Here is a 26,826-nt window from a genome sequence, read left to right on the forward strand (position 1 = left end):
CATACAGTAATTAGCGACAGAGTAATCGCTTGTAACCACAAAGACGATTTAGGTCATATTCACACAATAAATCTATTGATATAAAATTCTATCTAATTACTATCCATCCAGTTTTTAAATCTGACTATTTCTAATTTTAAAGAGAGTTTTCATGTGAAATAAACTAAATGTATCCATGATGTTCTGTCAGATGATGTTCGGATTTTCGTTTTATGGCGTAATGGTCATATTAACGCGATTTTTCATGCATGAACTGAATTACGATGAAGTGGAAACCATGATGGTGGTGGGCGCATTTTCATCAATAGGCCCTTTGTTTGCTATCGCGGGCGGTTTTATTGCCGATAAATTCCTCGGTGCGTACCGATCGTTAACCATTTCTTTTTTAGCTTTCACTTTAGGGTATGCGTTATTGGTACTTGGGGCAGCGGATCTTAATATTCCATTGAGCTTAACCGGTATTGCACTGGCCAGTTATGCGCGTGGTTTGATGTCTCCGGCGTATCCGATAGTGTATAAACGCACTTTTGCTAATGGGCAAGATTTTGAAAATGCCTACCCAATCAACTATTCCGTCAATAACTTTGGTTCATTGATTGGTAAATACATCTTCCCACTGGCGGTATTGGTGATTGGTTTTAACGGCAGCTTTGCTTTATCGGTAGTGATGGCGTTTGCCGCGATGCTGATTTTACTGTTAAACCGTAAAAACTTATTAAGTGTATGTAATGAGAGTGAGCGACAACCGGTGAGCATGAAAAACTGGCTGTCATTTTTTGCTTTATCGATTGCTATGGTCGCTCTCGTGTTCTTCATGTTTTCGAATATGGATGTGGGGCAAAATATCGTATACGCCATTGGCGACGCGGCGATTTTATACTTCATTTCTTTAATGGTAAAAGCGGATAAAGCGACCTCATTAAAAATGGGCACAATCTTAATCATTATGTTCTTAACCACATGTTTTTACTTATACTACGGACAAATGATGACTTCGATGACCATGGTGGCTATTAACACTATGCGTGGTGATTTGTTTAATATCGTGCCAATTGCGCCAGAAGCATCGATGGCAATGAACCCATTCTGGTGCATCATTGCTGGGCCATTTATTGCCGTTTTATTTGTTAAATTAGAAGCAAAAGGGATCACCTTTACTACCGCAACCAAAATTGGATTCTCGTTTATCTCGACTGCGATTGCGTTTGGTATTTTGACCTTTGCGGTAATGAATGTGGGATCGAATGCGCAAATACGCCCTGAAGTGTTCTTCTTAGTACATTTCTTCCAAGCATTATCAGAAGTGATTGTTGGTAGCTTGGTGGTGGCGTTTATTTTGTCAGTAGCTCCCAAAGCAATTGAAAACTTTGCAGTAAGCCTATTTTCTGTGGCGATTGCCTTTGTTTCGTCTTATATCATTAAAGTGATGCTCAATAAGGCCAATGACATTGATGATAAAAACAGTGGTATTAAAGAACAAGCTGAGTTGGTTGAAGCTAAAATCTAGTAGCGTATTCACTTAGATGTAAACCAATTTGAATTTATCAACACAAACCAGCTCACGGTGAGCTGGTTTTTAGATAACCTTTACACTGTGACGGGCAACTAAGGTTGGTTCAAGTTGGACAATTTGTTGAGGTGATTTTGGTTCGTTAAGTCGTGCAAGTAAAGTATCTACGGCTGTTTTTCCTAATTGGTGTTTCGGTTGATGGATAGTGGTAAGGGAAGGGGTGATATATTTAGCGAGTTGGATATCATCATAACCGATAACAGAGATATCATTAGGGATATGAAGACCATCTTGAGATGCTGCATTGATTAACCCCATCGCCATCATATCGTTACATGCAAATAAAGCGGTTGGTAAAGAACTTCCTTGCGCTAAAGAACGTCTTTTAAATGTTTGATAAGCATTGAAACCACCATCACATTCAAAATTCCCTTCGGCAATCCAGTCTTGATTGATAGTTATATGATTATCGGTTAAAGCTTGTTTGAAGCCATTAAAACGTGATATAGCTTGGTTTCGATGTAATGGACCGGTCACACAACCAATTTCTTTATGGCCACGATCAATTAAGTATTGTGTCGCTAAATACCCACCTTTGTAAGAGTTATCTTGGATCTTATCACTCGCATATGCCATTGGCCCCCAATCCATCACCACGATTGGCAGTTCAGGGTAACGAGAAAATATTTCAATTTCTTCACCCTCCAAAGTCGAACACATGAGCATTAAACCGTCGACACGTTTTTGTAGAAGGGTATTAATCGAGGCTTTCATACGTTCGCTATCCCCTTCTGTATTACACAAAATTAAGTTATAACCTTTCTCATAGCAACGTCGCTCAACTCCCTTTAAGACCTCACCAAAAAATGGATTAGTGGATGTTGTAACTAACATTCCAAGTGTTTTTGTGCATTTCATCTTTAAACTACGCGCTAAAGCTGAGGGGGCATAATTTAGCTCTTGTGCTGCATTATTGACACGTTTTGCAATATCTTCGCTTACAAATCGAGTTTGATTAAAAACATGGCTCACAGTTGATGTAGAAACTTGAGCAATTCTTGCGACATCTTTCATTGTTGCCATGTTTTGTTGTCCTATTTAATTAAGTAGAGCGTTTTGTTGTAGTAAAAATGAATCAGTTTCTTGCCTGTGTGGTATTGATGTTTGTGCGCCAAAACGTGTAACAGAAAGTGCCGCCGCCGCATGTGCAAACATAATAGAGTCTTCAATATTCTTATTTTCTAATAAGCCTGTTACAAACGCACCGTTGAATGTATCGCCAGCGGCTGTCGTGTCTACAGCGGTAACCTTAAAGCCCTGAATTAGTTTTCCGTTTCTATTTTTACTTAACCAGACACCTTTTGAACCCAGCGTGATCATAACAGTATCGATACCTTTATCATGCAAAATATTAGCGGCATTTTGGGATGATTCATCATCGAATACTTTTATTCCTGTTAAAATTTCTGCTTCAGTTTCATTCGGAGTGATCACGTTCACTTGAGCTAAAAGTGTATCGGGTAATTTTCTAGCCGGTGCTGGGTTTAAAATAACAGTTACGGTATGATCAGAGGCTGTTTTGGCATAATTCACTGCTGTTTGAATTCCCTCGAGAGGTGTTTCAAGTTGTAATAATAGATAATCACAACACTGGATAGCTTGAATATGGCTTTCGATAATACTTGTGGTTAGTAAGTCGTTTGCTTCTGGGGAAAGACAAATTGAGTTTTCACCATTATCAGAGACCTGGATCATCGCAATCCCGGTTGGTGTTGAGGGCGCAATGTGGATACAGTTAGTATTTATCCCATCAGTCTTAAATTCGTTAATTATATTTCGACCAAAATCATCAGAGCCGACGCTAGCAATAAAACCAATGTCTGCACCTAACCTAGCAGCGGCAACAGCTTGATTTGCTCCTTTGCCACCCGCGATGACTTGATAATTTCGGCCAGTTAATGTTTCCCCTGGGCGAGGAAAAGACGGCACTTGAAGAACATGATCAGCATTAACACTACCTAAAACCATCAGTTTATTCATTAATTTCATCCTTAAGTTGATCAGATCAGGGTTGTTATGAGGTTATTGCTCTAGAAACAAAGTGAAATTTATTTACACAACAATAAGTCATTTGAGGCGTTCAGAAGATCTTTCCATAGAAAAAGTGAGGGTGGTTTCACCCTCACTAGTTGAGGTTATTTTGTGATGATTTTTAAAGGAACTGGAATGTGTGTCTCTACGGTTTCTCCTTTAAGTACTTTATCTGCAGTTTCAACACCTAATGCGCCAATAAGTGCTGGTTGTTGAGCAATAGTTGCGCCTAGAATTCCGCGCTTTACCGCTGCAATTCCGTCATCAGTACCATCAAATCCAACAATTAGAATATTTTTACCAGATGCTTGAACTGCACGTAATGCTCCTAATGCCATTTCATCATTTTGTGCAAAGACTGCTTGGACATCACCATTAGCAGCTAAAAGGTTTTCCATTACGTTCAAACCTTTACTACGATCAAAGTCAGCTGGTTGACTAGCGAGTAGATCAAGTTCTGAATTTTTCACTACATTCATAAAGCCTTCACCACGTTCACGAGCTGCAGAAGTTCCTGCAATACCTTCAAGTTGGATCACTTTGGCTTTTTCTCCAACTTTTTCCATAATGTATTTACCAGCCATTTCACCACCGGCGACGTTGTCAGAGGCTATATGACTTACTACATCACCACGGCTTGCACCACGATCTAAAGTCAATACAGGAATGTTGGCTCGGTTGGCAATTCTAATTGCATTTGAAACTGCATCAGAATCAGTAGGGTTAATTAAAATCGCTTTTACGCCACGGACTGATAAATCCTCTATGTTTGATAGTTCTTTGCTTGGATCATTTTGTGAATCAAGTACGATTAGTTTATAACCTAATTCTTTGGCTTTAGACTCAGCGCCATCTTTCATACTAACGAAGAAAGGGTTATTTAAAGTTGATACAACAATTGCTAATGTATCTTGGGCGTGAGCAGAAACAGACATCGTACTGGCTAACACAGCAGCAGAAAGTAAAGTAGTAAGCTTTTTCATTTTGTTATTCCTTTTGTAGGGGAGTCTATCAATTGACTCTATTATTATGTTTACGGTTAATAAAATTATTTGTTTTTGTTATCGACCATTACCGCTAATAAAATCACCAAAGCTTTGGCTATCATTTGGTAGTAAGACGATACATCTAATAAATTTAATGCGTTATTTAAGAATCCAATGATGAAAGCACCGATTAGGGTTCCCATAATCCGACCACGTCCACCTACGAGGCTCGTTCCACCAACGACAACTGCAGCAATCACATCCAATTCATATCCCATGCCAGCAGTCGGTTGAGCGGAAGACAAACGTGATGTCACAATAATACCGGCGAGGGCAGATAAGACGCCACAGATTGCATACACACCAATTTTTACTCGATCAACATTAATACCCGATAAACGAGTTGCAGACTCATTACCACCTAATGCATAGATATAACGTCCAAAACGTGTGTGGTTAAGTAAATACCAAGCGGCAGCAAACACTACTACCATTATCCAAATAGGTACGGGGATACCCAAGGCGTAGCCTGTACCGAACCAAGCGAAACTATCAGATACCTCAGTAAATCCGGTAGAAATTGGGCGACCATCGGTATAAACCATAGTGACGCCACGGAGTAATGTCATAGTGACTAGCGTCGCGATAAAGGCTTGTACTTTGCCTTTCGCGATAATAAAACCACTAATGGCACCCAAACCTGCGCCTGCAATCAAAGCAACGGGCACCGCAATCAAAACGGGCACTTCCATTGCAACTAAACTTGCTGCAAATGCACCACATAGAGCAAGAACCGAACCAACACTTAAATCAATGCCAGCAGTCAAAATAACGAGTGTCATACCAACGGCAATAATCGCGCTTACCGATGTTTGTCGCAGGATATTTAAGATATTGTCAACAGTGAAGAAGTTTGGGCTCAAAAATGACACTACAACAATCAAAAAAATAAGTGCGATTAGAGATTTTTGTTCGACTAACCATTCCTTACTGATTAATGGTTTTTTTATGGCATCTGGTTCTTTTGATTTTACGCTATTACTGCTCATGGACGTCCTTATTAATGTTTCTACCGACTGCACAAGCCAGTAGTAATTCTTGATTTGCTTGTTTTGCATCAAATTCGCCACTGATCTTCCCTTCATGCATGACTAATATTCGGTCACTCATTCCAAGTACCTCCGGCATTTCTGATGAAACTAAAATGATGCTCATTCCTTCTGCTTTAAATTTATTAATCAATTGGTAAATTTCTTTTTTAGCTCCAACATCTACACCACGAGTGGGTTCATCTAAAATTAAAATATTAGGTCGAGTCATTAAGCCTTTAGCGATGGCTACTTTTTGTTGATTACCACCCGATAAATTGCCAATTATTTGATTTCGAGTTGGCGTTTTTATATTGAAAAGCTCGATAAAATCATCGACAGCCATCATTTCGCTTTTATGTTGCAGTTGTATGTTTTTACTGAAATGCTGCAAACCAGAGAGCGTCATATTTTCTTTAACAGATAAACATAAAACTAACCCGTCACCTTTACGGTCTTCTGAGATATAGGCAATACCATTAGAAAGTCCTTCTTGTGGTGACTTGGCATGGACTGATTTGCCTTCAAGTAATACTTCACCTGATTGATAGGGAAGTGCACCATAAATCATTTTCATCAATTCAGTGCGGCCTGCCCCCATGAGTCCAGATATACCGAGTATTTCTCCTTTTTTCAGTAAGAAGCTGATGTCATGTATTCCTTTACCGTTTAAGTTTTTTACCTCTAAACGAGTATCACCTGATTGCACTGATATACGCGGATATTGCTCATCCAACTTACGACCAACCATCATTTCAATAAGTGCATCTTCATTAGTGCTTTTTACCGTGCATTCACCAATAAATTTACCGTCGCGTAATACCGTAATATCATCACAAATTTCAAATATTTCTTTTAAACGATGAGAAATATAGACGATGCCACAACCTTGATCGCGTAACTCATTGATAACCTTGAATAGAAATTCGGTTTCTTTATCAGTTAATGCATCAGTAGGTTCATCCATAATGATGACTTTAGACTCGAAAGAAAGTGCCTTAGCTATTTCTACCATTTGTTGCTCGCCAAGGCTCAACTCACCCAATAATGTTTTAGCGCTTCTCTTTACGTTTAATCGAGCCAATAATTTATCTGCATTATCGTACATTTCTTTCCATAAAATACGACCAAAGCTATTAGTGATCTCCCGCCCTAAATAGATGTTTTCGGCGATACTGATTTCAGGAATGAGATTTAATTCTTGATGAATAATACTAATGCCTGCGTGTTGAGAATCTCGAGGACCTTTGAATGTCACTGGTTTGTTTTGATATTGAATATTGCCGGAGTCTAAAGAATAGATACCAGTTAACACTTTCATTAACGTAGATTTCCCAGCACCATTTTCTCCCATTAAAGCCATTACTCGGCCGGGATAAACATTTAAGCTGGCTTCGTCTAGGGCTTTTACTCCAGGAAAAGATTTCTCTATTTTATTGAGTTCTAAGATGGTTTGATTCATAACCATTCCTCGCTTTAAAAAGTTACACCAGACTGAAATATTACGTTTGCATAAGGGGTACATTCACCTGTTCTTACAATACCCTTACTGTCGTTAGTTTTAATTTTTAGATCTTCATGTGATAGATAAGTGACTCGAATCTGTTTTCCTGAAATTTCTTCTTCTTGTTTAATTCTACTTAAGATATCAGCATGGGCATTAGGGCTAACTTGCCTGAACTCGTTTGCTAAGATGACACCTTCGATTTGAGATTCTTTTAAGAAAACATCAACGGTTTGAGCAAAGCTTGGCACACCATGGGTGAGAGCTAAATCAATTCTTTTCACGTTAGAAGGAATGGGTAATCCAGCATCACAAATAGTCACTTCGTCGGTATGACCAAGTGTGGCAATTAAGTGAGAAAATTCTGATTGTAGTAGGACGCTTTTTTTCATATGGATAAACCTAATTATAAAGTCTGTTGCAATGTGAGCGAAACGTTTCGATGAAGTGTAGTGGCTGATTATCAAAAAGCATTAGTGTCATATACGTTTTGTGAAATAGATCATCGAAACGTTTCGATGGCAGACTGTAGTGGTGATCATAATCACAAGAATTTATTCATGATTTCATTTTGGTATAGTTATAAATGAGACGTTTTTATGAGCATATGATTGTAAAAAGTAAGGCTAAACGGCCAATGATGCGAATAAACTCTCTATTCGCATCATCTTATGATTTGATTAATAGATGTAATCTAATCAGGTTTACAAAAAACCAGTGCCAGCGGCAGAAGTACGCGTTATGTACTCAATGATTAGTCTTTTCAAAAAGTCAGTTTCAAGTAAGATGACACCTATCTTGAAAAGCACCGCACCCTATTAATTCAAACCAGAGCGCTTATGAACTTTGAACCTATCGACATTCCTTTTAATTATCGTCATACCTGCTGGTTTTGTGGTGAACCTGCAGCGGATATGCTCGATATTCCACTGGCGATGAGAAATGTGAAACTTTGCACTCATCAGCCGATCTCTGTGCCGATTTGCGCTGAATGCCAAACTTTTCCGGTGCAGCAGCATTGCAATTCGATTTGGCAGCATCGTGATTATATTAAGCAGCGTTTAATGAAGGTGTACGCCAAGCATTTAGGTATTGGGTTAAATTGGACTAAACAAGAATTGGAAGAAGCCAGCTTTGAAGGCTCAATTTTTGAGGGTTTTAGCCGCAGCGCATGGGCCATGTATCAAATCGCCAATGAACGAGTGCGTTATGCTGGCTGGGATTTAACCGTTGCGGGCTCTGCAATTGGCTATGATGATAGCGCTGGTTTTGAATTCGATGGCGTGCGCTTTGCCAGTCAAGAAGCGTGTATGAATTATTATTGCGCTGCGCAAGGGTTAAATACCACGCTGTTTGAAGGCGTGTTGAACGTTGTCGGTTATCAACGCTTTAGTTATGCACTGAAAATTAGCCAAATTAATCGTAAAGCACGTCATTATGAGATCATAAAAATCATTGATGAGATCGAACAGCAAGAGCTCGACACGCAACAAATTCATGCGGATAACAGCGTAAAAGAAAATCAATATCAACTGGTTGCAATTGACATGGGAGAAGCGGTAGCAGAGCCACAAGCGATTGAGTGGGCACTAGATAATGATATTGAAACCTTAGAGCAACTCGAACAAGCAGAAGATGAATTCTTTGATGCATTTGCGCATTTAGGCGGAGTTCAAGCATTTCAGTTGTTTAATGGTTTGCAATTGTATCTTGCCGCTCGAGCCGATGATAAATGGATTGCTCAGTTTGATTTGAATCGAGAGGCTTGGATGTAAACTTGTTGTACTAGCTTGTTCGTTGAAAATCAACGTTAAAGCTCCTCAAGCTGGAAATAAAAAATAGACCGTCGTGATTTTTGAATTCAAGTTCAAAATCACGGCGGTTTTTTTATATTAATAGAAAGATGAAAAGAATAAATGTGATGCAAGTCTTAAATTTAAAATCGTTAAGTATTAATTAACATCGAGTATAAAATTGAAAACGTAATAAATTTATTTCAATCAATACACACCTTTATTCAAGGTGTTTAACCCAATCTGAGGCGTATATTGTAGCTAAGTCAAATTTAAGGCAATGTTATTAATGTATTAACGCGTCACTCTGATTGTAGTCTCATTAATAATACAAGTATAAACATCGATATAAAATCAACCCTATTTAATGAAACACATGATCGCGCAAAATATAATGTCTCATTAGTGGGTGCCGGCCCTGGTGGTCCTAATTTATTGACCTTAAAAGCCTATGGCATCTTGCAAAAAGCGGATGTAGTGGTGTTTAATAATCTGGTTTCGCCACAAATTCTTAGCCTGGCGTGAAAAAGTATTAACCGAATTCGAATATACCAATTAATAATCTTTTATAGAGAGAATTTATATGTCTAAATATTTAACCAATACTGAGTTTGATAAGGTGATTAAGCAGTTAATGCCTAATTACCAAATTAAAGCGCCAGTCAGAGAAGTATTTGGTGGCCGTTTTGCTCACACCGATAATATTGTTTATGGCGATATCACTCAGACTGACGATATTGTTTGGCAAGAGAAATCCCACTTCTCACCCAATGAAGTGGTTACCCCTGTGACCGAGACGTTATTTCATTTTAATGGCTCTGAATTAAAGCAATCGACCATCGATCCAAGACCCACCATCGTGTTTGCTCGCGCTTGTGATATTCATGGTTTAAAGCGTCTGGATAACATGTACTTAAAAAATGGTGGTAATGAAGATTTTTACTACAAACGTCTACGCACCAAACTAAAAATTGTCTTACTTGAATGCAAGAGCAGTTTTGATAGCTGTTTTTGTGTCTCAATGGGTACCAATAAAACCCAAGATTACGCCGCTTCAGTCCGTTTTGATGACCAAGGCGTATCGATTGAAATTAAAGATCAAGATCTCGTCAGTTATTTTGATGAGATTGGTTGCGATATTGAGTTTGCAGCTAGCTTTGTGCAAGAAAATAAAGAAGTGGTGTGCACGCCCGATTCCGTGTGTGACTCTCCAAAAGTGATCCGAAAAATTTTTACTAATCATGAAATGTGGGATGAATTTGATAAGCGTTGCATCGCCTGTGGTCGTTGTACCACTTCGTGCCCAACCTGTTCATGCTACAGCGTGTTCGATGTGGCGTATGAAGAAAATGAAAAATTCGGTGAACGTCGTCGTCAATTGTCGAGCTGCATGGTGGATGGTTTCTCTGACATGGCGGGTGGTCATAATTTCCGCAACAAACATGGCGAGCGTCTACGTTACCGCGCATTGCATAAAGTCAATGATTACAAAGCGCGCCAAGGTGAAAACAACATGTGTGTGGGTTGTGGTCGTTGCGATGATCGCTGCCCACAATATATTTCATTTAGCAACCTTATCAACAACATGACCGATACCGTCACAGCAGAACTTGCTGCCGAAGGAGAGAAATAATGACTTGCGAAAATAAATGCCCAGACTGTGATTGTCACGATCATGATCACGAAGAAAACAAACTCTTGCCCAAAGCATATCGTATTATCGACATCATCAAACACACGGACAACGAGTGGAACTTCCGAGTTGAAAAAGACTTTGATACCCACTTCGGTCAATTTGTTGAAGTCTCGCTGCCGATGGTGGGCGAAGCGCCAATTTCAGTGTCTGATCACGGCGAAGGGTATGTTGATTTGATGATCCGTAACGTCGGTAAAGTGACAGATAAACTGTTCCATTTAAACATTGGCGACAGTGTTTGGATGCGTGGCGTGGATGGTAATGGTTACCCGATGCAAGAATATCAAGGCAAACACATGATCGTGGTGGCCGGTGGTACTGGGGTTGCTCCGGTGAAAGGCTTAATGAATCATTTTGCCAAAATCCGAATGAAACCAAAAAAATGGATATGATCCTCGGCTTTAAAAACAAGCAAGCCGCGTTATATAAAGAAGAATTACATCAGTGGGATAAAGTGCAAAACTTGATCGCCACGTTAGATGAAGCTGATGATGACGCTTTTTATCATCAAGGCCTTGTGACTCAACACCTAGATAGCTTAGATTTTTCTGATATCGATGCAATTCAAGCCATCGTGGTCGGTCCACCAATCATGATCAAATTTACTGTGCAAGGGCGGCTGGCCAAAGGATTAACCAAAGAGCAAATCTGGGTTGATTACGAACGTCGTATGGCGTGTGCAGTCGGTAAATGTGGTCATTGCCGCATTGGTGATAAATACGTTTGCGTCGACGGACCTGTGTTCCGTTTTGATCAAGCAGAAGACATGATTGACTAGGTGAGGAACACATTATGGGTTTAGATGTAGATATTATTAAAACGCGTGCTAAAGGTGATTTTCGTCTGTCTAAAGTTCGTGGAGAGTGCATGATCAGTGTGCGGGTTCCGGGTGGGATCATGCCGGCGCATTTATTGTCTGTGGCGCAAAACATTGCTGAAACTTGGGGTAATGGCGTTATTCACCTTACCACTCGTCAAAAATTAGCGATGCCGGGTATTCGTTATCAAGATATTGATGCGGTTAACAAAGCACTGGAACCGTTTATTAAAGATATCAGCATTGATATGTGTGATGTCGATGTTGAAGACACCAAAGCGGGTTACCAAAGCATTGCCGGCCTTAACGTGGTGGCGTGTCAGGGCAGTCGTATTTGTCAAAAGGCCAATACCGATGCAACCGCGGTGGCGCAACGTGCTGAAAAATTGATTTATGGTCAGCCTTATCACTTAAAAATCGTGTCAGTAGGTTGCCCAAATGATTGTGCTAAAGCTCACATGACCGATGTCGGTATTATTGGTATTGCTAAAATGACCTTTGATGCTTCGCGTTGTATTGGTTGTGGCGAATGTGTGTTGGCATGCCCAACGATGGCTTGGCAACGCGATGCTAAACAACTGTATATGGTGAAATTAGGCGGTCGTACTTCTAAGAAAACCCCACGCGTAGGTAAAACTTTCCTTAAATGGGTAACAGAAGATGTGATCCAAGGCGTGATCAAAAATATCTTAGCGTTTGAAGAAGAAATGCTAAAAGGTGAACCTGTGTATTTACACATGGGGCATTTAATTGACCGTGCAGGTTACATGAAATTTAAAGAGCGCGTATTGCGTGGGGTGGAACTCAACCCAGAAGCCATGGTTGCCGAACGTATTTACTGGGCTGAAGACGAGTATGTAGCCGATATGCACGTAAAAGGTACGCACTAAACGCACAATTTAAACCAGAAATATCCCCTACGTCTGAGGTTATCCACTTCAATGTGAATTTAAGAGGCGATAGGGGATAAAAGGATAATATTATGATTATTAATTTTAATGCTAATGCTAATGAAGTGCTGATCATGGCTGAAGAGATCGAAAAACAAAGCTATGATTTCTACGTGAAAGCGGCAGAGCAAGTTGAAAGCCAAGAAAATCGTGACTTCTTACTCAAACTGGCATCGTTTGAACTTACCCATAAATCATTTTTCAAAGAATTACGCGCAGAATTAGGCTGTAATGAAAAAGAAGCGCCGGTGTTTGATCCCAATAACGAAGCCAGTGCTTATTGCCGCTCGTTTGCTCAAATGCAGTCATTGTTTGATGGCGATGCCGACTTTAACGATATGCTTAGTATCTTGAAATTTGCCATCAATAAAGAGAAAGATGCAATTTTGTTCTACTCACGCATCAAAGAGTTTGTGCCAGAAGTGAAAGGCTCAGAAAAGCTTGATGAAATCATTACAGAAGAGCACTCGCATATCAAAATCTTAACGACTTATGCGGATAAAATCGCGATTAATGCGTTTTAAGTGATTTATTCAAGCAATTGAATGGATTTCAATTGACGATCTTAAATGTAAACGCACGTTTCCAACCGACCTCACTCAAGTAGTGGAACTTGCCAATTCACAACATTACAGCGCTCATTTGGGCAGTTATGTACAAGGGCAGAATGAAATGATCAATACGTTACTAAGCAATAATTAGCCGAGAAATATCACACGACTACTTCTTCATCACGCAATTGGCGCAAGTAGCGGTAAATAGTATGCACCGAAGTATCGAGTTCGGTGGCGGCGATTTGGGCACTGTCTTTAATATCAAATACACCAAGCTCAAAGAGTTCGGTCACTATTTCACGGTTTTTCTTCGATGGGGCAATGTTGGTGTTGGCTAGTACGTTATCACGCACCGAATGGATGGTATCAAGCATGGCATCACTGTTACTTTTCGCGAACACTTCAGGGGTGATATTGCCTTCATGATAGTGAGGAATACCCGGCAGCAGTGCTTGCATGACCGACTGAAAAGGGGCATCAAGGTTTGAATTGACACAAATAAGGCCAATTGCTTGTTGGGATGAATTACGAATAATGGTGGTGTAAGAACGTAAGGTTTTGCCGTCGCTACTTTTGGTGATGTAAGGCGAGGAAACATCGTAGCCTTCTTCCAGTTTTAGCAGCGCAATGTTAGTGATTGGCGCGCCGACTTCTCGCCCGGTGATGTGACCATTGGCGATTTTGGTTACGCAAGGATCATCTTCATCTAACGCATGTAGCAGCACTTCAGTATGCTCCCCAAACATGGTGGCTATGGCATCGACCATAGTTTCCATCGCATGTAAAATTTCGCGGTCGGTTGGGGTTAGCTTATACATAGGGACTCCATTCGTTATCTATTGTTTTTATACCCGTCTTACTTGAAGCTGCAGCTTTATTGGCTGCGCTAACTCACCCCAATCACTTAGGCAAGCTAAGCTCATGGGGCTTCGTTTACTTGCCGCCTCACTGCAACTTCAATTACTTTGGGTATATAGTAGCAATAAAGTATTGATACAAAAAAGTGCAAGATCAATAAAGCCGCCATTTAACGGCGGCTTTAAGTCATATTGGTGTTTAATCAACAGTCAGAACATCATTGACAATAGTGACCGCGATTGCAAACCATATTAAGCCGACATGATATCGATGATAGTTGCATCGGTGTCTGTCATACCCATAGTGACCATGCGGCCTACGTTACGGATACTTTTCTCAACATCTTGTGCCACGATGCCTTGGCTTTGAGCTTGCTGGCTGTTTAGCGCCATGATAAAGCCAGTTACCGCTGCGCTGGTTGAGGTCTTAACTTTCATTGCGCAGGTTGATTTTGCGCCGTCACAAACCATACCAGAACAATCACTTAGTACGTTTTGGATCGCGTGACAAGATTGCTCAAAAGTTCCGCCCGCAAGGTAAACCAATGCCATAGAAGCAGCCGCACTGGTGACGGTGTTACCACAGAATGCAGACAGTGGTGGGTAGTAAGATTTAATGTAAATCGCACCTAAATGGCTCATGATCAATGCGCGAGCAAGTTGTTCTTCGCTTGAGTTGTAGTGTTTCGCCACCTCTACCACAGGGATAGTCGCCGCGATACCTTGGTTACCACTGCCGAAATTACTCATAGCCGGTAATGTTGCGCCGCCCATACGAGCATCCGATGCCGCAGCCGTTAACATGATGATGTTATTGGCAAGGCCGTCACCAAGCAGTTTGCTTTGAATGCTTTTTTCAATGGTACGACCCACTTCTAAGCCGTATGGATTTTTGAGGCCTTCTTCTGAAAGCTTAGAGTTTAATGTCGCCGCTTCTAGAATAAATTTGATGTCATTGAAATCCGCTTGAGTGGCATACTGGTAGATTTTTTCTACGCTAATGTCCACACCATCACAGATAGAGCCGGTAGATTGCGCGGTTTCAGCTGATTGTTGGAAAGTGATTTCATCGTTTAAAGATTTAGTCACGATTTGAGTGTGGCCACCGCTGATTTCAACAAATGCTTTTTTGTCGCCAGCAAATGCTTCTACTTTACAGTAGATGAATTCTTCAACGTCAGCGCGACAAACTGTTACGTTACCCGCTTCAATAAAGCTAACCGCTTGAGTCACATCGTCTGATGTGATTTGTGCTAATACTTCTAAAAGCGCTTCTGGATTTCCCCCAATCGCCCCAACAGCGGCCGCAATCGGTAAACCAATTTGACCAGTACCCGGTACAAAAACACCCATTGAGTTTTTGTAAAGGTTGTCAGACACCATTACGTGCAAACGCTCTGGTTTTTCACCAAGAAGATCAGCGGCAACAGCAGAAGCGTAAGCGGCTGAAATTGGTTCAGTACAACCAAGGGCTGGTTTAACGACTGAATTGATGATTGCTTTGTATTGATTCCATTGGGTATTCATAGGGGAGACCTCTTATATCGTTTATCGTTATATTTTTTGTCAGTACGATGTATTAAGCGCGGTGAGCGATAGCTTCAATTTCCACTTTCACACCCATTGGTAAATCTTTTACTGCAAAGCAGCTGCGCGCTGGGCAATCTGTTTTGAAAAATTCTGCATAAACTGCGTTAAATGCAGCGAAATCAGAAATGTCTGATAGGTAGCATGTTGTTTTTAATACAGTGTCTAAGTTACCGCCACCTGCTTCGATAACCGATTTTAGGTTTTCTAAAGACTGACGAGATTGCTCGCTGATACCGCCTTCTGCTACTGCGCCAGTGGCTTTAGATACCGGTAATTGACCAGAAGTAAAGATAAGGTCGCCGTAAAGGTTGCCGTGTGAATATGGACCGATAGCTTCTGGAGCTGATTGAGAAGTAATTACTTTAGTCATGATTTTTTATCCTGTCAGTTTAGGTTCAACTGTAGTTTAGTTTTTTATTTGAATGATTTGCAAATTATTTTGCTTTTAGTTTGGTGAAAACAATGTTTTTGTAAATGATCTATCACCATAAGTTGTTGTTATTCGTCACGTTTTAGTGATTTTGTGACGGGTGGTATATTTTATTTTTTCAAATCAATGTGCAAAAGATAATTTTCGGCTATTATAAACACCAGAAGATAGACGGACCTTTTTCTTTTTTAATAATAAATTGCAAATAAATTTTAACTTTAAGCTATTAAGTGAGCAGTATGAAAAAGCAACTAATACAAGCGGGTCTTAAATCGATATTCCCATTATGCGTTGGCGCCTTTCCGTTTTCTTTTATTGTCGGTGCGGTCAGTATCAATGCGGGTATGACCGTTTTCCAAAGTACAATGTGGTCAATGACTGTGTTTGCCGGTTCTGCCCAGATGGTCGCACTAGGCTTAGTCCAATCATCTAGTGAAATGCTAGTGATTATGTTAACGACCTTTGTCATCAACCTTCGTCATGTGCTTTACAGTGCTTCGCTTTCTGATCATGTAAAAGAATATTCGCTGCCGATGCGCATGTTTATGGCCTACGGCTTAACTGATGAAGTGTATGCTTCTTCTATTCAAGAGATGAAAGAAGAAAAACCAAATCGTCATTGGTATTACTTAGCGGTCATGTTGGGTTTCTGGATCAACTGGGTTGTGGCGGATTTCCTTGGTGCAATGGTGGGTTCATCGTTCCCTCAAATAGCTAGCTATGGTTTAGATTTCGCCATGGTTGCCGCTTTTATTGCGATTGTTATTCCTCAAGTGAAAAATCGCGAATGTATCGTTGCTGCTGTGGTTGCAACGGTAACGGGTATTTTACTATCGGGCCTTCCTTACTCGTTAGGTCTTGTAGTTGCTGCAGTTGTGGGTGTGTATGCGGGTTACCGTATGGATTTATCAACAGAAGCAATGCAAGAAGAGGCAAAAGCACAAGCCAAACTTGAATTACAACAAGAAGCGTTAGAGCGTAATACTGTTGAGTCAGAAGATGCGACTTGTTTCACTAAAACTGTAACCGAATAGAGGATATCAACATGCATACATCATCACTATTAACTAGCCATTACGTTATCTTATTATCATTTGCGATGGCAGTTGCGACTTTTGCAGTTCGTTTTTCTGTTATTGGTATGGCTGGCAAATTTAATATGTCAGAACGCTTTAAGAAAACATTACGTTTTGTGCCGGTGACCGTTTTACCTGCAATCATTGCGGTTGAGATCTTAGGAACCGGTGCACACTTAGAGTTTAACTTACATAACCCCAAAGTATGGGCCGCGATTGTTTGTACTTTGGTTAGCTTACGTTTTGGTTTGATTTGGGTAGTCGTGAGTGGCTTAGCATCATTGATTTTCTTTGAAGCATACTTAGGTCCAATGACGCATTTCTTAGCGCCTTATCTTGGTTAATTGATAAACCGTTCTATTATTAAGCCTCATCATTGATTTGATGAGGCTTTTTTTCGTTTTAAAATTGTAAATTTTGTTATTATGATTTGTAGTTTAACCATCCTGTTATTCAGCTTTTAATCCAAGGACCCTAAGTGTCGCCACCAATGAAACCTTTATTACTTTCTTCTCTGTTCGTTTCCGCTTTAGTGATTGAACCTACCGTTCAAGCTGCGTCCTTTACTGATCCAATGGATGGGGCATTTGATATGGGGGAAGTTATCGCCGAGAACCCTTATGCTTTTATGCCTATTCCGGTTATTTTAACTGAGCCTGCAATTGGTTATGGCGCCAGATTATGTGGACTATTTTTAAATGAATCCAAAGAGGCAAGAACCAAGCGTAAAAAAATGGCGTTAGAATCCCCTGATGGTGGTGCGAAACTATTGCCGCCTAATTTTACCATTGCTGGTGCTGCCGGCACTCAAAACGGTACTTGGTTTGCTGGAATAGGGCATAGGCATACTTGGTTAGATGATCGTATTCGCTATTTTGGCGGTATGCCCATGTTAATATGGATATTTATAAAGGCTTCAATGCTTTTGGTGTTAAAAAAGGCGTGAGCTTTGAAAGCCAGACCAAAGGCTTTGGTGATAAGCAAAAGCTACAAATTAGAGTGGCCGAGACACCACTTTATGTTGGCATATCACAAATGTGGTTTCACAGTGAACTGGGCGCGAAAGAAAAAACCGCCGATAAAATCATCAAAGGTTTACTGGGTGAAGACAGCACCTCATCCGCTCTAGGCGTGGTAGCAGAATTCGATACTCGTAATAACTTATTTTTCCCAACCAGCGGCATGCAGGTAACCGGTGAATATCAATTTTACTGCGATGCCTTTGGCAGTGATTACGATTACGACACGTCCGAAATTAACGGTCAATTTTTTATTCCTCTGGCGACAAAATAGACCCTAGGACTGGCCACTAACTACCAGTCTCTCACAGGGGAAGATGATACCTTACCTCCATTAGCAAGGCCGTATATCGAATTGCGTGGCACTGCGCGCTATCGTTATCAAGGTGACTACATCAGTACGGTACAATCTCAACTTATGTGGCAAGTTGCATCACGCTGGACGGTGCAAGGCTTTGTTGGAGTAGGCTCAGCGGGTGATAACTTTGATGATCTCTACCATGAATCAGAATGGGCTTATGGGGTTTGTTTCCGTTATCTCATTGCTCGCCGCTTCGGGTTAAGAACCGGAGTTGATATTGCTTTTAGTGATGATGACAGCGCGTTTTATTTTAATGTCTGTACGGGGTTTTAAGTTTTTAAGACTTACTCTCTTTCTTCACGCCTTCGACTGTCCTCTTTATCAGCCTTACTACTTGATTGTGGTGAGGCTGTGCTTTATTTGCCGCTCGCAAAGGGGGGAGTCGAATATTAATATTAGAGCCAAGTCACAGAATTGATAAAGGGAGAATACGTCGTTTGTTGAGTGAAATTGAGTATTTCCACTTCAATTCTTTTAATTCCCCCTAAATTTAGCGTTTCCTCTTAGGTTGTTGTACCTTAAAAATTACAGTTAAAAAACAATTGCTTACCAGGTAATTATTTGCTATTGGTCAATGTGAAGATAGTGATTTTTTTCACTTCCACACTCTCGTCGTTTTATTTCCAGTTGCATTTCCACTTGCAACTGGAAAAAGTCTCTCTACTCGTTTTTTTGCAAAAATATACGATGGCTTTGCTTTCAAAAATCATGTCGTATTTGGAGAGGTCCGTGACTAATACAGTTATCGAAATAAATGAAGAACAATTAAAACCGGAGTTTGATGAATTATTCAATCGCTCGGTCTTATTGTTAAAAGAAAATAAAATTTTTCCAGATGAGATCCAACAACAAATGCTTTTTGTTCATCTTAAAGCTATGGTAGTTCGTTCTCATACTGGTGAATCAATTCCAGAAATTGAAGTTGAAATGTTTGAAGAAATTTCTGAATTGTCACATGAATTAGCAAAACAAATTGTTTCAACGGTAAAAAACATTGCCTTTGAAGAAACCTATTTATTATCTGTTCATTTCGAAGTAGCGAAAGAGAACGAATTAACAAGTGAAATTGGAGAATAAAATGTCTGAGATTAAATTAGTCATTGGCGATCGTCTAGGTAAAGGCCAAAAAGTGGGTGCAGGCGCAGAAGCGGCTGGTGCAAATGTGACTGTAATTGCTGGCATGGCTGCAGATATGAAGTTGGGTGATGTAATGAAAGCAGAAGGCGCTGACTTAGGTATCTCTTTTTGTGGCAGTGGCGGCGCAGGTGCGATTACTGCGCAAACGAAGCATGGTTACAAAGCAAAATACGGTATGCGTTCTATTCAAGAAGGCGTAGCGGCAATTAACAGTGGTTACAATGTATTGGGTTTTGGTTTTAACGATGTTGAAGAATTAGGCCAGAAACTAGTCGAAGCGTATATCGCCAAACATTGCAGTTAATAACGCAGAGTTCATATTATGAAAAAATCTAGTCAAATAAGTATCACATTACAAGGGCAAGGTAAAAATGCAAAAGAAGCATTTATCAATGCAATTGGCAAAGTACAGTCTGAAATATTAAAAGATAATGAAAATATTATTCTTCGTATTGAGCCGGTTAATGTTGATGTTATTAAATCCGAAGTAAAAATAAAAAAAGAACGGTTCTTATTTTTATTTTTACCACGAGTGGTTGAAACCTATTTTATAACATTAGACGTTATGGTTGATGTGACATTATTTGAACTAGATAGTATCGATTTTAAACAGATTTAAAATCAAGCAAGACCAGCTGACAGCTGAGTCTTGAATAAATACTGAAACCTAAATATTAAGGTATCGAAGTATGTTTTTTACAATTTTAATCCAATCGTTAATTATTGGTGGTTTAGTGGGCGTTGCCATCGGTGTTGGTGCCGCGCGTATGTTCCATGCGCCTACAGTTCAAGGTATGGGAGCATTCCGTACTTTGGGAGAGTTGAACTCTTGTGAAGGCGAACCTGTCTCTCACTTCTCATTTGGTTTAGGTTTCTTCTTTAATGCTTGGGCATCTTCTGTGGCAGCGGGTGCATTTACTCAAGATGTTGACCATCGCATTATCCCGCATTGGGGCGTAGCAGCATTACTGGTGAAAAACCGCAATATTACTGAAACCCTCTACGACCCTAAAAAAATGGGTATTGCGTGCGGCATTATCGGCATGATTGTGGTGGCTTTTTTAAACAGTACCGCTTCGGCTGTGCCTGATTCTTTAAAAGATACGGCGGTCAATGTATTGGTACCGGCGGCAAATAACTTAGTGAACTTGGCAATGCCGGTGATCTTTTGGTTAGCAGCCATCGAAGCGGGCAAAAAATCGGGCTTTTGGGCCACCATATTTGGCGGTTTAGCACAAATGATCATGGGAAATGCGGTACCTGGTTTGGTGTTAGGCATATTGATCGGTAAAGGCGTAGAAGATGGCGGTTGGAATAAAGTGACGAAAACCATGTTAACAGCCGTGATTGTGTTGTTTGTGATGAGTGGTTACTTCCGTGGCTTTGATATGGAAATGTTGCATTCGTTCCACATCAGTATTCCGACTTGGTTACAACACAGTCATAACGTTATTAGCGGTCAATAAAGGGGAAATATGATGGATGAGAAACTAAAGAATAATTTTTGGTATGCCGAGTGGTCGTTCCCATTTTTTGTCGGGCTGTTGTCGGCCGGTATTTTTGCTGGTACTCACATGTACTACGTGTACCGCATTGGTGCATTTAATGAAGTGGCGTTTGTGTCCTTGTTGGGTTCGGCAATGGATAACGGTGCTTACGGCGCGGTAGCCGCTTTTGGTGCCAGCTTCTTGTTTGCGCGAATTATTGAAGGCTCGCTTGTTGGTATTTTAGATATTGGCGGCGCGATCCAAACAGGGGTTGGCTTAGGCATTCCGGCGCTATTATTGAGCTTTGGTATCGTTGCTCCGCTAGAAAACTTCACGCTGTCACTTGCTACAGGCTTTGCTTGTGGGGCTGTGATTGGCGGAATTATTATCTTGGCGAGGAAGTTTACTGTCGGGCAAAGTGACTCAACTTATGGCGCGGATGTGATGATGGGCGCGGGTAATTCTTCTGGTCGCTTCTTAGGTCCTTTGATTGTGATGGCAGCTATCCAAGCTTCAATCCCGATTGGTTTAGGTTCGATTGCCGGCGCGTTGATCTTCTATGTTTGGAATAAGCCGATTACCGGTGGCGCAGTATTAGGCGCAATGGCATTGGGCGCAATGTTCCCATTAGTCAGCTAACGATTAAGACGTGATTAAAATAGTCAATCTTCTTAATTAATAGTCGGGTACGGGTTATGTGTGATGTTCTGATCAAAAATGCAAAAACGCTCAATGGTGAGCAAATTGATATCGCGATTATCGCTGGAAAAATAGACAAGATAGGGACGCAACTGACATTAGACGCCAAACAGGTCATTGATGTTAAAGGACAAAGCTATGTCAGCGCAGGATGGATAGATTTGCATACCCATTGCTATGCCAACTCGCCAATTTACCACGATACACCTGATCGGGTTGGGGTAAGCACTGGCGTGACTACGGTGGTGGATGCGGGCAGTGTGGGCGCGAATGATGTCGATGATTTCTACCAATTAAGTCAGTTACAGAAAACCAATGTTTATAGCTTGTTGAATATCTCCAAAATTGGCTTGCTGCGTCAAAATGAATTGGCGGATCTAAATGATCTCGATGAAGGACTAGTCAGCGCCACATTGCAACGTCATGGCAATTTTGTTGTGGGGTTAAAAGCGCGCATGAGTGGCAGTGTGGTTGAAAATAACGGTATTGAACCGCTTAAAGTTGCCAAACGTATGCAAGCCAATAATGGGGGTTTGCCGTTAATGGTACACATTGGCAATACGCCGCCCAAACTCGATGATGTGGTGGATCTACTGGGCGAAAATGATGTGGTCACCCATTGCTATAACGGCAAACCAAACAAGATATTTACCCCGCAAGGCCAGCTTAAATCCTCAGTTCAGGCCGCGATGGAGAGAGGCATGAAACTCGATGTTGGGCATGGTGGGGCCAGTTTTAGCTTCGATGTGGCAGAAAAAGCCATCGCACAAGGTATCTATCCCGACACTATTAGTTCTGATATCTATTGTAAAAATCGTGAATTAGGGCCAGTTCGCAGCTTGGCCCATATCATGACCAAGTTTCTAAATATTGGTTTAAGTGTTGAGCAAATCATTGATTGTGTGACGATTAATGCCGCTCAGATGGTCCGCTTTACATTCAAAGGCCAGTTAGCGGAAGGATTTGATGCCGACTTAACGTTTTTCAATATTGAATCACAGCAAATCAGTTTAGAAGATTGCGAGCAACAAACACGTCAAGCAACACAACAATTTATGCCAGTGGCCGCGATGGTGGCTGGAGAGTTAACAATTACCGATTATGGGGTGCAGTTAAATGTCTTCAATTCATAACAAATATCAATTAAATGAAGTAATTAATGGTTCTGGTCGCATGACGATATTAGGCGTGTCGACTCCGAGTGACAGTGTCACCCAAGCGGTCAATCTAGGCTTAAGTCAATATTTTGAAATCAAAGATTTAGTAATTAAAACCGGTGAATACATCGCCGATTTGCTTGAAGCAGAAGCCGCGGTGGTGGTGTCTTGCGCCTCGGCGGGGATTGCGCAATCTATTGCCGCAGTGATCGTAAAAGATGATCAATATCGTTTAGAAAATTTGCATGCCCACTCGCATGATGTTCCGACTGAGATTGTATTGCCAAAGGGGCATAACGTTAATTTCGGCGCGCCGATCGGCACTATGGTCACACTCGGTGGCGGCACCTTAAAAGAGGCCGGTTATGCCAATGAGTGTACCCCCGAACATTTAGCCGCGGCGATTACACCAAATACGGCGGCGATATTTTATGTCAAATCGCACCACTGCGTACAAAAAAGCATCTTGAGTGTGGGGCAAGCAGCAGCGGTGGCCAAAGCGCATAACTTGCCATTAATTGTCGATGCAGCGGCCGAAGGGGATTTAAAAGCCTACTACAACATGGGCGCTGACTTAGTGTTGTACTCGGGCGCGAAAGCGATTGAAGGGCCGACCAGTGGTTTGGTGGTCGGGCGCAAACAATATGTAGACTGGGTGCGTTTACAATCACACGGAATTGGCCGCGCCATGAAAGTTGGCAAAGAAGGCATTTTAGGGTTAACCCAAGCGATTAGTGACTATTACACTCGCCATCATGAAAGCGGCGAAGAAATGATCGCCAAGATGGGTGATTTTTTGACTGAGCTTAATCGCCTAAATGGCATTGAAGCAAGCGTGACTTGGGACAGCGCAGGACGAGATATCGCCCGCACGCAAATTAGTTTCGATGAAGCGGCATTAGGCAAAACCACACCGCAAATTGTTGAAGCGTTAAAACTGGGCAGTCCTGCGGTGTATTGCCGTGGTTACAAAGCCAATGAAGGCAAAATTGAAATTGATGTACGCAGTGTGTCAAAGCAACAACTGGTCACTGTGTGCCAAAAACTGCGCACTATTATTGAGTAATTGATGCTGTTTCGATGCTACTCATAAGGTTGGGCAGCAACAAAAATCATAAGAGAGAATGTAATGAACTTGAACGCTAATTTTTATAAAAACCGTGTATGCCTAAATGTATTGGCAGGATCAGAAGATAACGCTAAAGACATTTACGACGCGGCAGAAGGGCATGTATTAGTGGGGGTGTTGTCTAAAAACTACCCCGATGTTGAAACCGCGGTTAACGCCATGCAAGCGTATGCAAAACGGATTGATAACGCGATTTCTGTTGGACTAGGCGCGGGCGATCCCAATCAATCTATGATGGTGTCGCAAATCTCCGGTCAGGTACAACCACAGCATATAAACCAAGTGTTCACCGGCGTTGCCACGAGCCGAGCATTATGCGGTCAAGATCACAGTATTATTAATGGCTTAATTTCACCAACCGGTAAAGTTGGTATGGTTAAGGTCTCAACCGGACCACTGAGTTCACAAAAACCAGATGGCATTATTCCGGCAGAAACCGCAGTGGCGATGCTAAAAGATATGGGCGGCAGTTCAGTTAAGTTTTTCCCTATGGGCGGCTTGAGTTCTCGTGAAGAATTTGCTCATATTGCTAAAGTATGTGCCGAGCAAGATTTTTGGCTTGAACCTACGGGCGGCATCGATTTAGACAACTTCGAAGAAATTATGCAAATTGCATTAGATGCTGGAGTCACCAAGATTATTCCTCATATCTATAGCTCTATTATTGATAAATCAACTGGAAACACACGTCCGGAAGATGTCGAAACACTACTTAATATCGTGAAGCGTTTACTGGCATAAAGACTACAATCGAGTTCTAAGACTCTAGATTATTAGACAAACGATGAATGAAATTAAATCGTTTCAGTTATATCCTTATTGATGCGTAATGGAATCCACAAATAGGTAAGGGTATCGCTCAATTGATCTATCAGCAATGATGGCTCAATTGGGCTTTTGTTATTTATGGTGTACTCAAATGATTTGAGTCATATCGGGTGTTTTTCTCTTCTTTCTGTATGGCGAAACCATGATCCAACTTGCATACCCTAGATTAAATATTATTTTTGAAGCCTTGCGTGAGCAGATATTACCGCAACAAGAATTGGCGCACCGTTGCCAAGTATCGACTCGAACTATCCGCACGGATGTGTCAGCGCTTAATGATACGTTAGCCAGTTATGGCGCTGAGATCGTTCATTACAAGGGAAAAGGCTACCAATTTGAAATTAACGATCAAGCCCGTTTCGCACAGTTAGATAAGCAAGATAAAAGCGGCAAAAAAGTGCCACATAGCCCTAAAGAACGGATAGTGCATCTGACTATGCGCTTATTGCTGCAACAAGATGAATGTAAGCTAGACGACTTAGCCAACACTTGGTTTGTAAGCCGCACTTCGCTGCAAGCTGATATGGTCGAAGTGCGAGAGATCCTCAATCAATATGATTTAATCATTGAGAGTAAAGCGTATCATGGCTTGGCTGTGGTGGGGAAAGAGCAGGCGATCCGCGCCTGTATTGCCCACGTCTTGTTTGAATTTCAGCACGATGACCAAGCATTATCCGAAGTCTATCAACAATATTTTCCCAATTCGGATGCGCAACAATTACGTGAGCATATCCTGACATTAATTATCCAACATGATATCCATTTAACCGATGAAGGGATCCACCATTTAGTTTTATATTGCAGTATTGCGCTGCATCGAATTTCGCAGCATCACTTAATTGATGAGTTTTGTGCGCCGGTGATCAGTCAAGAAGCGCATCTGACTGGCAAAGCATTAGCGCATCTGGTAAGTCGCTTATTAGAACAAGAACTGAGCAAAAGTGAGCTTGATTATTTGTGCCTGCAAATTGCTGCCAGACGTGTGATTGGTGCTAATACTTCCTATCTTGATAAGCGAAGTGAGCCGTTTCAACTAATTGATTATCTTCTTAATTATATCAATCAGCACTATTCTTATGATCTAAGAAATGATGACAAACTCAAACAAGATTTGTTGTCGCATGTCACTACAATGTTGCTTCGAGTCAAATTCCAGATCACTTTGCATAATCCGCTGGTGGATCATATTAAGCGTTACTACCCATTAGCACATGATATTACCGTCGCCGCGATGACGCAGTGGGGCATGTATACCATTCCCGCCGCCGAATTAGGGTATTTAGTTATGCATATTGGGGTCGGGCTCGAGCGAAATTACGCCCAAGATGCGCAGTATGTGCCGAGTGCAATTTTAGTGTGTAACCTCAGTATGTCGTTGCAGCGTTTAGTCGGATCGCAATTAAAACGAGCCTTACCTCAATTGGAGATCAGCCAATCAATCTCGACTCGTGAATATGAAAGTTTGGATCAAATTTCGGCTGATGTGGTGATCACCACCGAGCGATTAGCCAATAAAAATAAACCAGTATTAACGGTCTCGCCGGTTCCTACCCCCTTTCAAATTGACCAAATCAGTAAACATATTCTGACCTATCGAACTCCGCCTTACATTTTAGATAGCTTTTTTGATGCTCGTTATTTTAAAGTGCTGGATAAAAAGATGTCTCAAGCGGATTTGATCCAATTATTGAGTCAAGAATTGGCGCACGATGGTGTGGTACCAGAAGGATTTGCAGAGGCGGTGATGGAGCGAGAAAAAATCACCTCAACCATGTTGGGCGATGGGATTGCAATACCTCATACCGTTGGCTTAATTGCCAATCAAACTAAAGTTTATACTGTCTTTGCGCCAAAAGGCATTGACTGGGGCAATGGCAATATTGCACAGGTGATTTTCTTGTTTGCGATTAAAAAAGAAGATTACGAAGAAGCAATGGGCTTATACGAACTGTTTGTTACCTTTATGGATTCAAAAGCCGTCCCCGCATTGCTTACCTGCCGTGGGTTCGCGTCTTTTATTCACTTTGCTAAGCAATGTTGGTTGAAGTGTAAGAAAGAGTGGTGATG

The 26,826-nt window shown here is 41.2% G+C and carries 29 protein-coding genes and 2 pseudogenes; 22 read left to right on the forward strand and 9 right to left on the reverse strand.

Features of this window, described 5'->3' with window-relative positions:
• Positions 1 to 175 precede the first annotated feature (175 nt).
• Positions 176 to 1,399, forward strand: a pseudogene (locus tag HC723_RS08495) (MFS transporter); the annotation flags it as partial.
• Between the two features lie 177 nt (positions 1,400 to 1,576).
• Here the strand turns inward: HC723_RS08495 and HC723_RS08500 are convergent.
• The 6 genes from HC723_RS08500 to rbsD all read right to left on the reverse strand — a co-directional run bounded on the left by HC723_RS08500 (position 1,577) and on the right by rbsD (position 7,571).
• On the reverse strand, positions 1,577 to 2,593 hold the full coding sequence (locus HC723_RS08500) for a substrate-binding domain-containing protein (protein ID WP_190338763.1): 1,017 nt from the start codon (positions 2,591 to 2,593) through the stop codon (positions 1,577 to 1,579).
• A gap of 15 nt (positions 2,594 to 2,608) precedes the next feature.
• Positions 2,609 to 3,550, reverse strand: coding sequence for a ribokinase (gene rbsK, locus HC723_RS08505; RefSeq protein WP_190338764.1), 942 nt, complete (start codon positions 3,548 to 3,550; stop codon positions 2,609 to 2,611).
• A gap of 155 nt (positions 3,551 to 3,705) precedes the next feature.
• Positions 3,706 to 4,584 (reverse strand): ribose ABC transporter substrate-binding protein RbsB, encoded by an 879-nt coding sequence (rbsB, locus tag HC723_RS08510; RefSeq protein WP_190338765.1) that lies wholly within the window; start codon positions 4,582 to 4,584, stop codon positions 3,706 to 3,708.
• Positions 4,585 to 4,649: 65 nt separating this feature from the next.
• Complete coding sequence (gene rbsC / locus HC723_RS08515; protein ID WP_190338766.1) at positions 4,650 to 5,636, reverse strand: ribose ABC transporter permease; 987 nt, start codon at positions 5,634 to 5,636, stop codon at positions 4,650 to 4,652.
• Positions 5,626 to 7,137 (reverse strand): ribose ABC transporter ATP-binding protein RbsA, encoded by a 1,512-nt coding sequence (rbsA, locus tag HC723_RS08520; protein ID WP_190338767.1) that lies wholly within the window; start codon positions 7,135 to 7,137, stop codon positions 5,626 to 5,628. The genes rbsC and rbsA overlap by 11 nt, the downstream gene beginning before the upstream one ends.
• Positions 7,138 to 7,151: 14 nt before the next feature.
• A complete protein-coding gene (gene rbsD / locus HC723_RS08525) occupies positions 7,152 to 7,571 on the reverse strand; it encodes a D-ribose pyranase (RefSeq protein WP_190338768.1) in 420 nt (139 codons plus the stop codon).
• Between the two features lie 447 nt (positions 7,572 to 8,018).
• Between rbsD and HC723_RS08530 the strand changes: the two genes are divergently transcribed.
• From HC723_RS08530 to HC723_RS08555, 7 genes and pseudogenes are all read left to right on the forward strand, one after another.
• Positions 8,019 to 8,954: a hypothetical protein gene (locus HC723_RS08530; RefSeq protein ID WP_190338769.1), complete on the forward strand. Its 936-nt coding sequence runs from the start codon at positions 8,019 to 8,021 to the stop codon at positions 8,952 to 8,954.
• Positions 8,955 to 9,320: 366 nt separating this feature from the next.
• Positions 9,321 to 9,494 (forward strand): annotated as a pseudogene (locus tag HC723_RS17300) (SAM-dependent methyltransferase); the annotation flags it as partial.
• Between the two features lie 61 nt (positions 9,495 to 9,555).
• Complete coding sequence (gene asrA, locus HC723_RS08540) at positions 9,556 to 10,605, forward strand: anaerobic sulfite reductase subunit AsrA (RefSeq protein WP_190338770.1); 1,050 nt, start codon at positions 9,556 to 9,558, stop codon at positions 10,603 to 10,605.
• Positions 10,605 to 11,060, forward strand: coding sequence for an FAD-binding oxidoreductase (locus tag HC723_RS17430; RefSeq protein ID WP_238925431.1), 456 nt, complete (start codon positions 10,605 to 10,607; stop codon positions 11,058 to 11,060). The genes asrA and HC723_RS17430 overlap by 1 nt, the downstream gene beginning before the upstream one ends.
• On the forward strand, positions 11,051 to 11,446 hold the full coding sequence (locus HC723_RS17435; RefSeq protein WP_238925432.1) for an iron-sulfur cluster-binding protein: 396 nt from the start codon (positions 11,051 to 11,053) through the stop codon (positions 11,444 to 11,446). Before HC723_RS17430 ends, HC723_RS17435 begins: the two co-directional genes overlap by 10 nt.
• A gap of 14 nt (positions 11,447 to 11,460) precedes the next feature.
• The gene (locus HC723_RS08550; protein ID WP_190338771.1) at positions 11,461 to 12,375 is read left to right on the forward strand and encodes a 4Fe-4S binding protein; all 915 of its coding nucleotides are present in this window, start codon (positions 11,461 to 11,463) and stop codon (positions 12,373 to 12,375) included.
• A 92-nt stretch (positions 12,376 to 12,467) separates the two neighbouring features.
• Positions 12,468 to 12,959, forward strand: a complete 492-nt coding sequence (locus HC723_RS08555; protein ID WP_190338772.1) for a ferritin family protein — start codon at positions 12,468 to 12,470, stop codon at positions 12,957 to 12,959.
• Between the two features lie 188 nt (positions 12,960 to 13,147).
• Here HC723_RS08555 and HC723_RS08560 read toward each other — a convergent pair whose 3' ends face one another.
• The 3 genes from HC723_RS08560 to HC723_RS08570 all read right to left on the reverse strand — a co-directional run bounded on the left by HC723_RS08560 (position 13,148) and on the right by HC723_RS08570 (position 15,806).
• Complete coding sequence (locus tag HC723_RS08560; protein WP_190338773.1) at positions 13,148 to 13,807, reverse strand: helix-turn-helix transcriptional regulator; 660 nt, start codon at positions 13,805 to 13,807, stop codon at positions 13,148 to 13,150.
• A 291-nt stretch (positions 13,808 to 14,098) separates the two neighbouring features.
• Positions 14,099 to 15,373, reverse strand: a complete 1,275-nt coding sequence (locus HC723_RS08565; protein WP_190338774.1) for an L-cysteine desulfidase family protein — start codon at positions 15,371 to 15,373, stop codon at positions 14,099 to 14,101.
• Between the two features lie 52 nt (positions 15,374 to 15,425).
• On the reverse strand, positions 15,426 to 15,806 hold the full coding sequence (locus HC723_RS08570; protein ID WP_153448635.1) for a Rid family detoxifying hydrolase: 381 nt from the start codon (positions 15,804 to 15,806) through the stop codon (positions 15,426 to 15,428).
• A 299-nt stretch (positions 15,807 to 16,105) separates the two neighbouring features.
• Between HC723_RS08570 and HC723_RS08575 the strand changes: the two genes are divergently transcribed.
• From HC723_RS08575 to HC723_RS08630, 14 genes are all read left to right on the forward strand, one after another.
• Positions 16,106 to 16,900, forward strand: a complete 795-nt coding sequence (locus HC723_RS08575; protein WP_153448634.1) for an AzlC family ABC transporter permease — start codon at positions 16,106 to 16,108, stop codon at positions 16,898 to 16,900.
• Positions 16,901 to 16,911: 11 nt separating this feature from the next.
• Positions 16,912 to 17,286 (forward strand): AzlD domain-containing protein, encoded by a 375-nt coding sequence (locus HC723_RS08580; protein WP_153448633.1) that lies wholly within the window; start codon positions 16,912 to 16,914, stop codon positions 17,284 to 17,286.
• Positions 17,287 to 17,432: 146 nt separating this feature from the next.
• Positions 17,433 to 17,888 carry a hypothetical protein gene (locus tag HC723_RS17320; protein ID WP_203218758.1) on the forward strand — a complete coding sequence of 152 codons (456 nt, stop codon included), beginning with the start codon at positions 17,433 to 17,435 and terminating at the stop codon, positions 17,886 to 17,888.
• On the forward strand, positions 17,885 to 18,235 hold the full coding sequence (locus tag HC723_RS17325) for a BamA/TamA family outer membrane protein (RefSeq protein WP_203218759.1): 351 nt from the start codon (positions 17,885 to 17,887) through the stop codon (positions 18,233 to 18,235). Before HC723_RS17320 ends, HC723_RS17325 begins: the two co-directional genes overlap by 4 nt.
• Before the next feature lie 81 nt (positions 18,236 to 18,316).
• A complete protein-coding gene (locus HC723_RS17330; protein WP_203218760.1) occupies positions 18,317 to 18,595 on the forward strand; it encodes a hypothetical protein in 279 nt (92 codons plus the stop codon).
• A gap of 456 nt (positions 18,596 to 19,051) precedes the next feature.
• Positions 19,052 to 19,399 (forward strand): PRD domain-containing protein, encoded by a 348-nt coding sequence (locus HC723_RS08590; protein WP_342365698.1) that lies wholly within the window; start codon positions 19,052 to 19,054, stop codon positions 19,397 to 19,399.
• Between the two features lies 1 nt (position 19,400).
• Entirely contained in the window at positions 19,401 to 19,763 is a 363-nt protein-coding gene (locus HC723_RS08595; RefSeq protein ID WP_190338775.1) for an SFCGS family glycine-rich protein, read from the forward strand.
• An 18-nt stretch (positions 19,764 to 19,781) separates the two neighbouring features.
• Positions 19,782 to 20,078 carry a DUF4312 family protein gene (locus HC723_RS08600; RefSeq protein ID WP_190338776.1) on the forward strand — a complete coding sequence of 99 codons (297 nt, stop codon included), beginning with the start codon at positions 19,782 to 19,784 and terminating at the stop codon, positions 20,076 to 20,078.
• Positions 20,079 to 20,148: 70 nt separating this feature from the next.
• Positions 20,149 to 20,925, forward strand: a complete 777-nt coding sequence (locus tag HC723_RS08605) for a DUF4311 domain-containing protein (RefSeq protein WP_190338777.1) — start codon at positions 20,149 to 20,151, stop codon at positions 20,923 to 20,925.
• Between the two features lie 12 nt (positions 20,926 to 20,937).
• Entirely contained in the window at positions 20,938 to 21,585 is a 648-nt protein-coding gene (locus HC723_RS08610) for a DUF4310 family protein (RefSeq protein ID WP_190338797.1), read from the forward strand.
• A 56-nt stretch (positions 21,586 to 21,641) separates the two neighbouring features.
• Positions 21,642 to 22,778, forward strand: coding sequence for an amidohydrolase/deacetylase family metallohydrolase (locus HC723_RS08615; protein WP_190338778.1), 1,137 nt, complete (start codon positions 21,642 to 21,644; stop codon positions 22,776 to 22,778).
• Entirely contained in the window at positions 22,762 to 23,868 is a 1,107-nt protein-coding gene (locus HC723_RS08620) for a DgaE family pyridoxal phosphate-dependent ammonia lyase (RefSeq protein WP_190338779.1), read from the forward strand. Before HC723_RS08615 ends, HC723_RS08620 begins: the two co-directional genes overlap by 17 nt.
• Before the next feature lie 63 nt (positions 23,869 to 23,931).
• Positions 23,932 to 24,672, forward strand: a complete 741-nt coding sequence (gene dagF / locus HC723_RS08625; protein ID WP_190338780.1) for a 2-dehydro-3-deoxy-phosphogluconate aldolase — start codon at positions 23,932 to 23,934, stop codon at positions 24,670 to 24,672.
• A 229-nt stretch (positions 24,673 to 24,901) separates the two neighbouring features.
• Positions 24,902 to 26,824, forward strand: coding sequence for a BglG family transcription antiterminator (locus HC723_RS08630; RefSeq protein WP_190338781.1), 1,923 nt, complete (start codon positions 24,902 to 24,904; stop codon positions 26,822 to 26,824).
• The last annotated feature ends 2 nt before the right edge of the window (positions 26,825 to 26,826 follow it).

Source organism: Vibrio sp. S11_S32 (assembly GCF_014694465.1).
GTDB classification, from domain to species: Bacteria; Pseudomonadota; Gammaproteobacteria; order Enterobacterales; family Vibrionaceae; genus Vibrio; species Vibrio algicola.

What these genes read in the sequence shown, in the direction of transcription:
- HC723_RS08580 (WP_153448633.1), top strand. Translation starts at nt 16,912, where the DNA reads ATGCATACATCATCACTATTAACTAGCCATTACGTTATCTTATTATCA.
- HC723_RS08550 (WP_190338771.1), top strand. Translation starts at nt 11,461, where the DNA reads ATGGGTTTAGATGTAGATATTATTAAAACGCGTGCTAAAGGTGATTTT.
- HC723_RS17320 (WP_203218758.1), top strand. Translation starts at nt 17,433, where the DNA reads ATGAAACCTTTATTACTTTCTTCTCTGTTCGTTTCCGCTTTAGTGATT.
- rbsC (WP_190338766.1), bottom strand. Translation starts at nt 5,636, where the DNA reads ATGAGCAGTAATAGCGTAAAATCAAAAGAACCAGATGCCATAAAAAAA.
- dagF (WP_190338780.1), top strand. Translation starts at nt 23,932, where the DNA reads ATGAACTTGAACGCTAATTTTTATAAAAACCGTGTATGCCTAAATGTA.
- HC723_RS08610 (WP_190338797.1), top strand. Translation starts at nt 20,938, where the DNA reads ATGGATGAGAAACTAAAGAATAATTTTTGGTATGCCGAGTGGTCGTTC.
- HC723_RS08555 (WP_190338772.1), top strand. Translation starts at nt 12,468, where the DNA reads ATGATTATTAATTTTAATGCTAATGCTAATGAAGTGCTGATCATGGCT.
- HC723_RS17430 (WP_238925431.1), top strand. Translation starts at nt 10,605, where the DNA reads ATGACTTGCGAAAATAAATGCCCAGACTGTGATTGTCACGATCATGAT.
- HC723_RS08620 (WP_190338779.1), top strand. Translation starts at nt 22,762, where the DNA reads ATGTCTTCAATTCATAACAAATATCAATTAAATGAAGTAATTAATGGT.
- HC723_RS08560 (WP_190338773.1), bottom strand. Translation starts at nt 13,807, where the DNA reads ATGTATAAGCTAACCCCAACCGACCGCGAAATTTTACATGCGATGGAA.
- rbsD (WP_190338768.1), bottom strand. Translation starts at nt 7,571, where the DNA reads ATGAAAAAAAGCGTCCTACTACAATCAGAATTTTCTCACTTAATTGCC.
- HC723_RS08630 (WP_190338781.1), top strand. Translation starts at nt 24,902, where the DNA reads ATGATCCAACTTGCATACCCTAGATTAAATATTATTTTTGAAGCCTTG.
- rbsB (WP_190338765.1), bottom strand. Translation starts at nt 4,584, where the DNA reads ATGAAAAAGCTTACTACTTTACTTTCTGCTGCTGTGTTAGCCAGTACG.
- HC723_RS08530 (WP_190338769.1), top strand. Translation starts at nt 8,019, where the DNA reads ATGAACTTTGAACCTATCGACATTCCTTTTAATTATCGTCATACCTGC.
- HC723_RS08575 (WP_153448634.1), top strand. Translation starts at nt 16,106, where the DNA reads ATGAAAAAGCAACTAATACAAGCGGGTCTTAAATCGATATTCCCATTA.
- HC723_RS17435 (WP_238925432.1), top strand. Translation starts at nt 11,051, where the DNA reads ATGGATATGATCCTCGGCTTTAAAAACAAGCAAGCCGCGTTATATAAA.
- rbsA (WP_190338767.1), bottom strand. Translation starts at nt 7,137, where the DNA reads ATGAATCAAACCATCTTAGAACTCAATAAAATAGAGAAATCTTTTCCT.
- HC723_RS08565 (WP_190338774.1), bottom strand. Translation starts at nt 15,373, where the DNA reads ATGAATACCCAATGGAATCAATACAAAGCAATCATCAATTCAGTCGTT.
- HC723_RS08600 (WP_190338776.1), top strand. Translation starts at nt 19,782, where the DNA reads ATGAAAAAATCTAGTCAAATAAGTATCACATTACAAGGGCAAGGTAAA.
- rbsK (WP_190338764.1), bottom strand. Translation starts at nt 3,550, where the DNA reads ATGAATAAACTGATGGTTTTAGGTAGTGTTAATGCTGATCATGTTCTT.
- asrA (WP_190338770.1), top strand. Translation starts at nt 9,556, where the DNA reads ATGTCTAAATATTTAACCAATACTGAGTTTGATAAGGTGATTAAGCAG.
- HC723_RS08570 (WP_153448635.1), bottom strand. Translation starts at nt 15,806, where the DNA reads ATGACTAAAGTAATTACTTCTCAATCAGCTCCAGAAGCTATCGGTCCA.
- HC723_RS08500 (WP_190338763.1), bottom strand. Translation starts at nt 2,593, where the DNA reads ATGGCAACAATGAAAGATGTCGCAAGAATTGCTCAAGTTTCTACATCA.
- HC723_RS08615 (WP_190338778.1), top strand. Translation starts at nt 21,642, where the DNA reads ATGTGTGATGTTCTGATCAAAAATGCAAAAACGCTCAATGGTGAGCAA.
- HC723_RS08595 (WP_190338775.1), top strand. Translation starts at nt 19,401, where the DNA reads ATGTCTGAGATTAAATTAGTCATTGGCGATCGTCTAGGTAAAGGCCAA.
- HC723_RS08605 (WP_190338777.1), top strand. Translation starts at nt 20,149, where the DNA reads ATGTTTTTTACAATTTTAATCCAATCGTTAATTATTGGTGGTTTAGTG.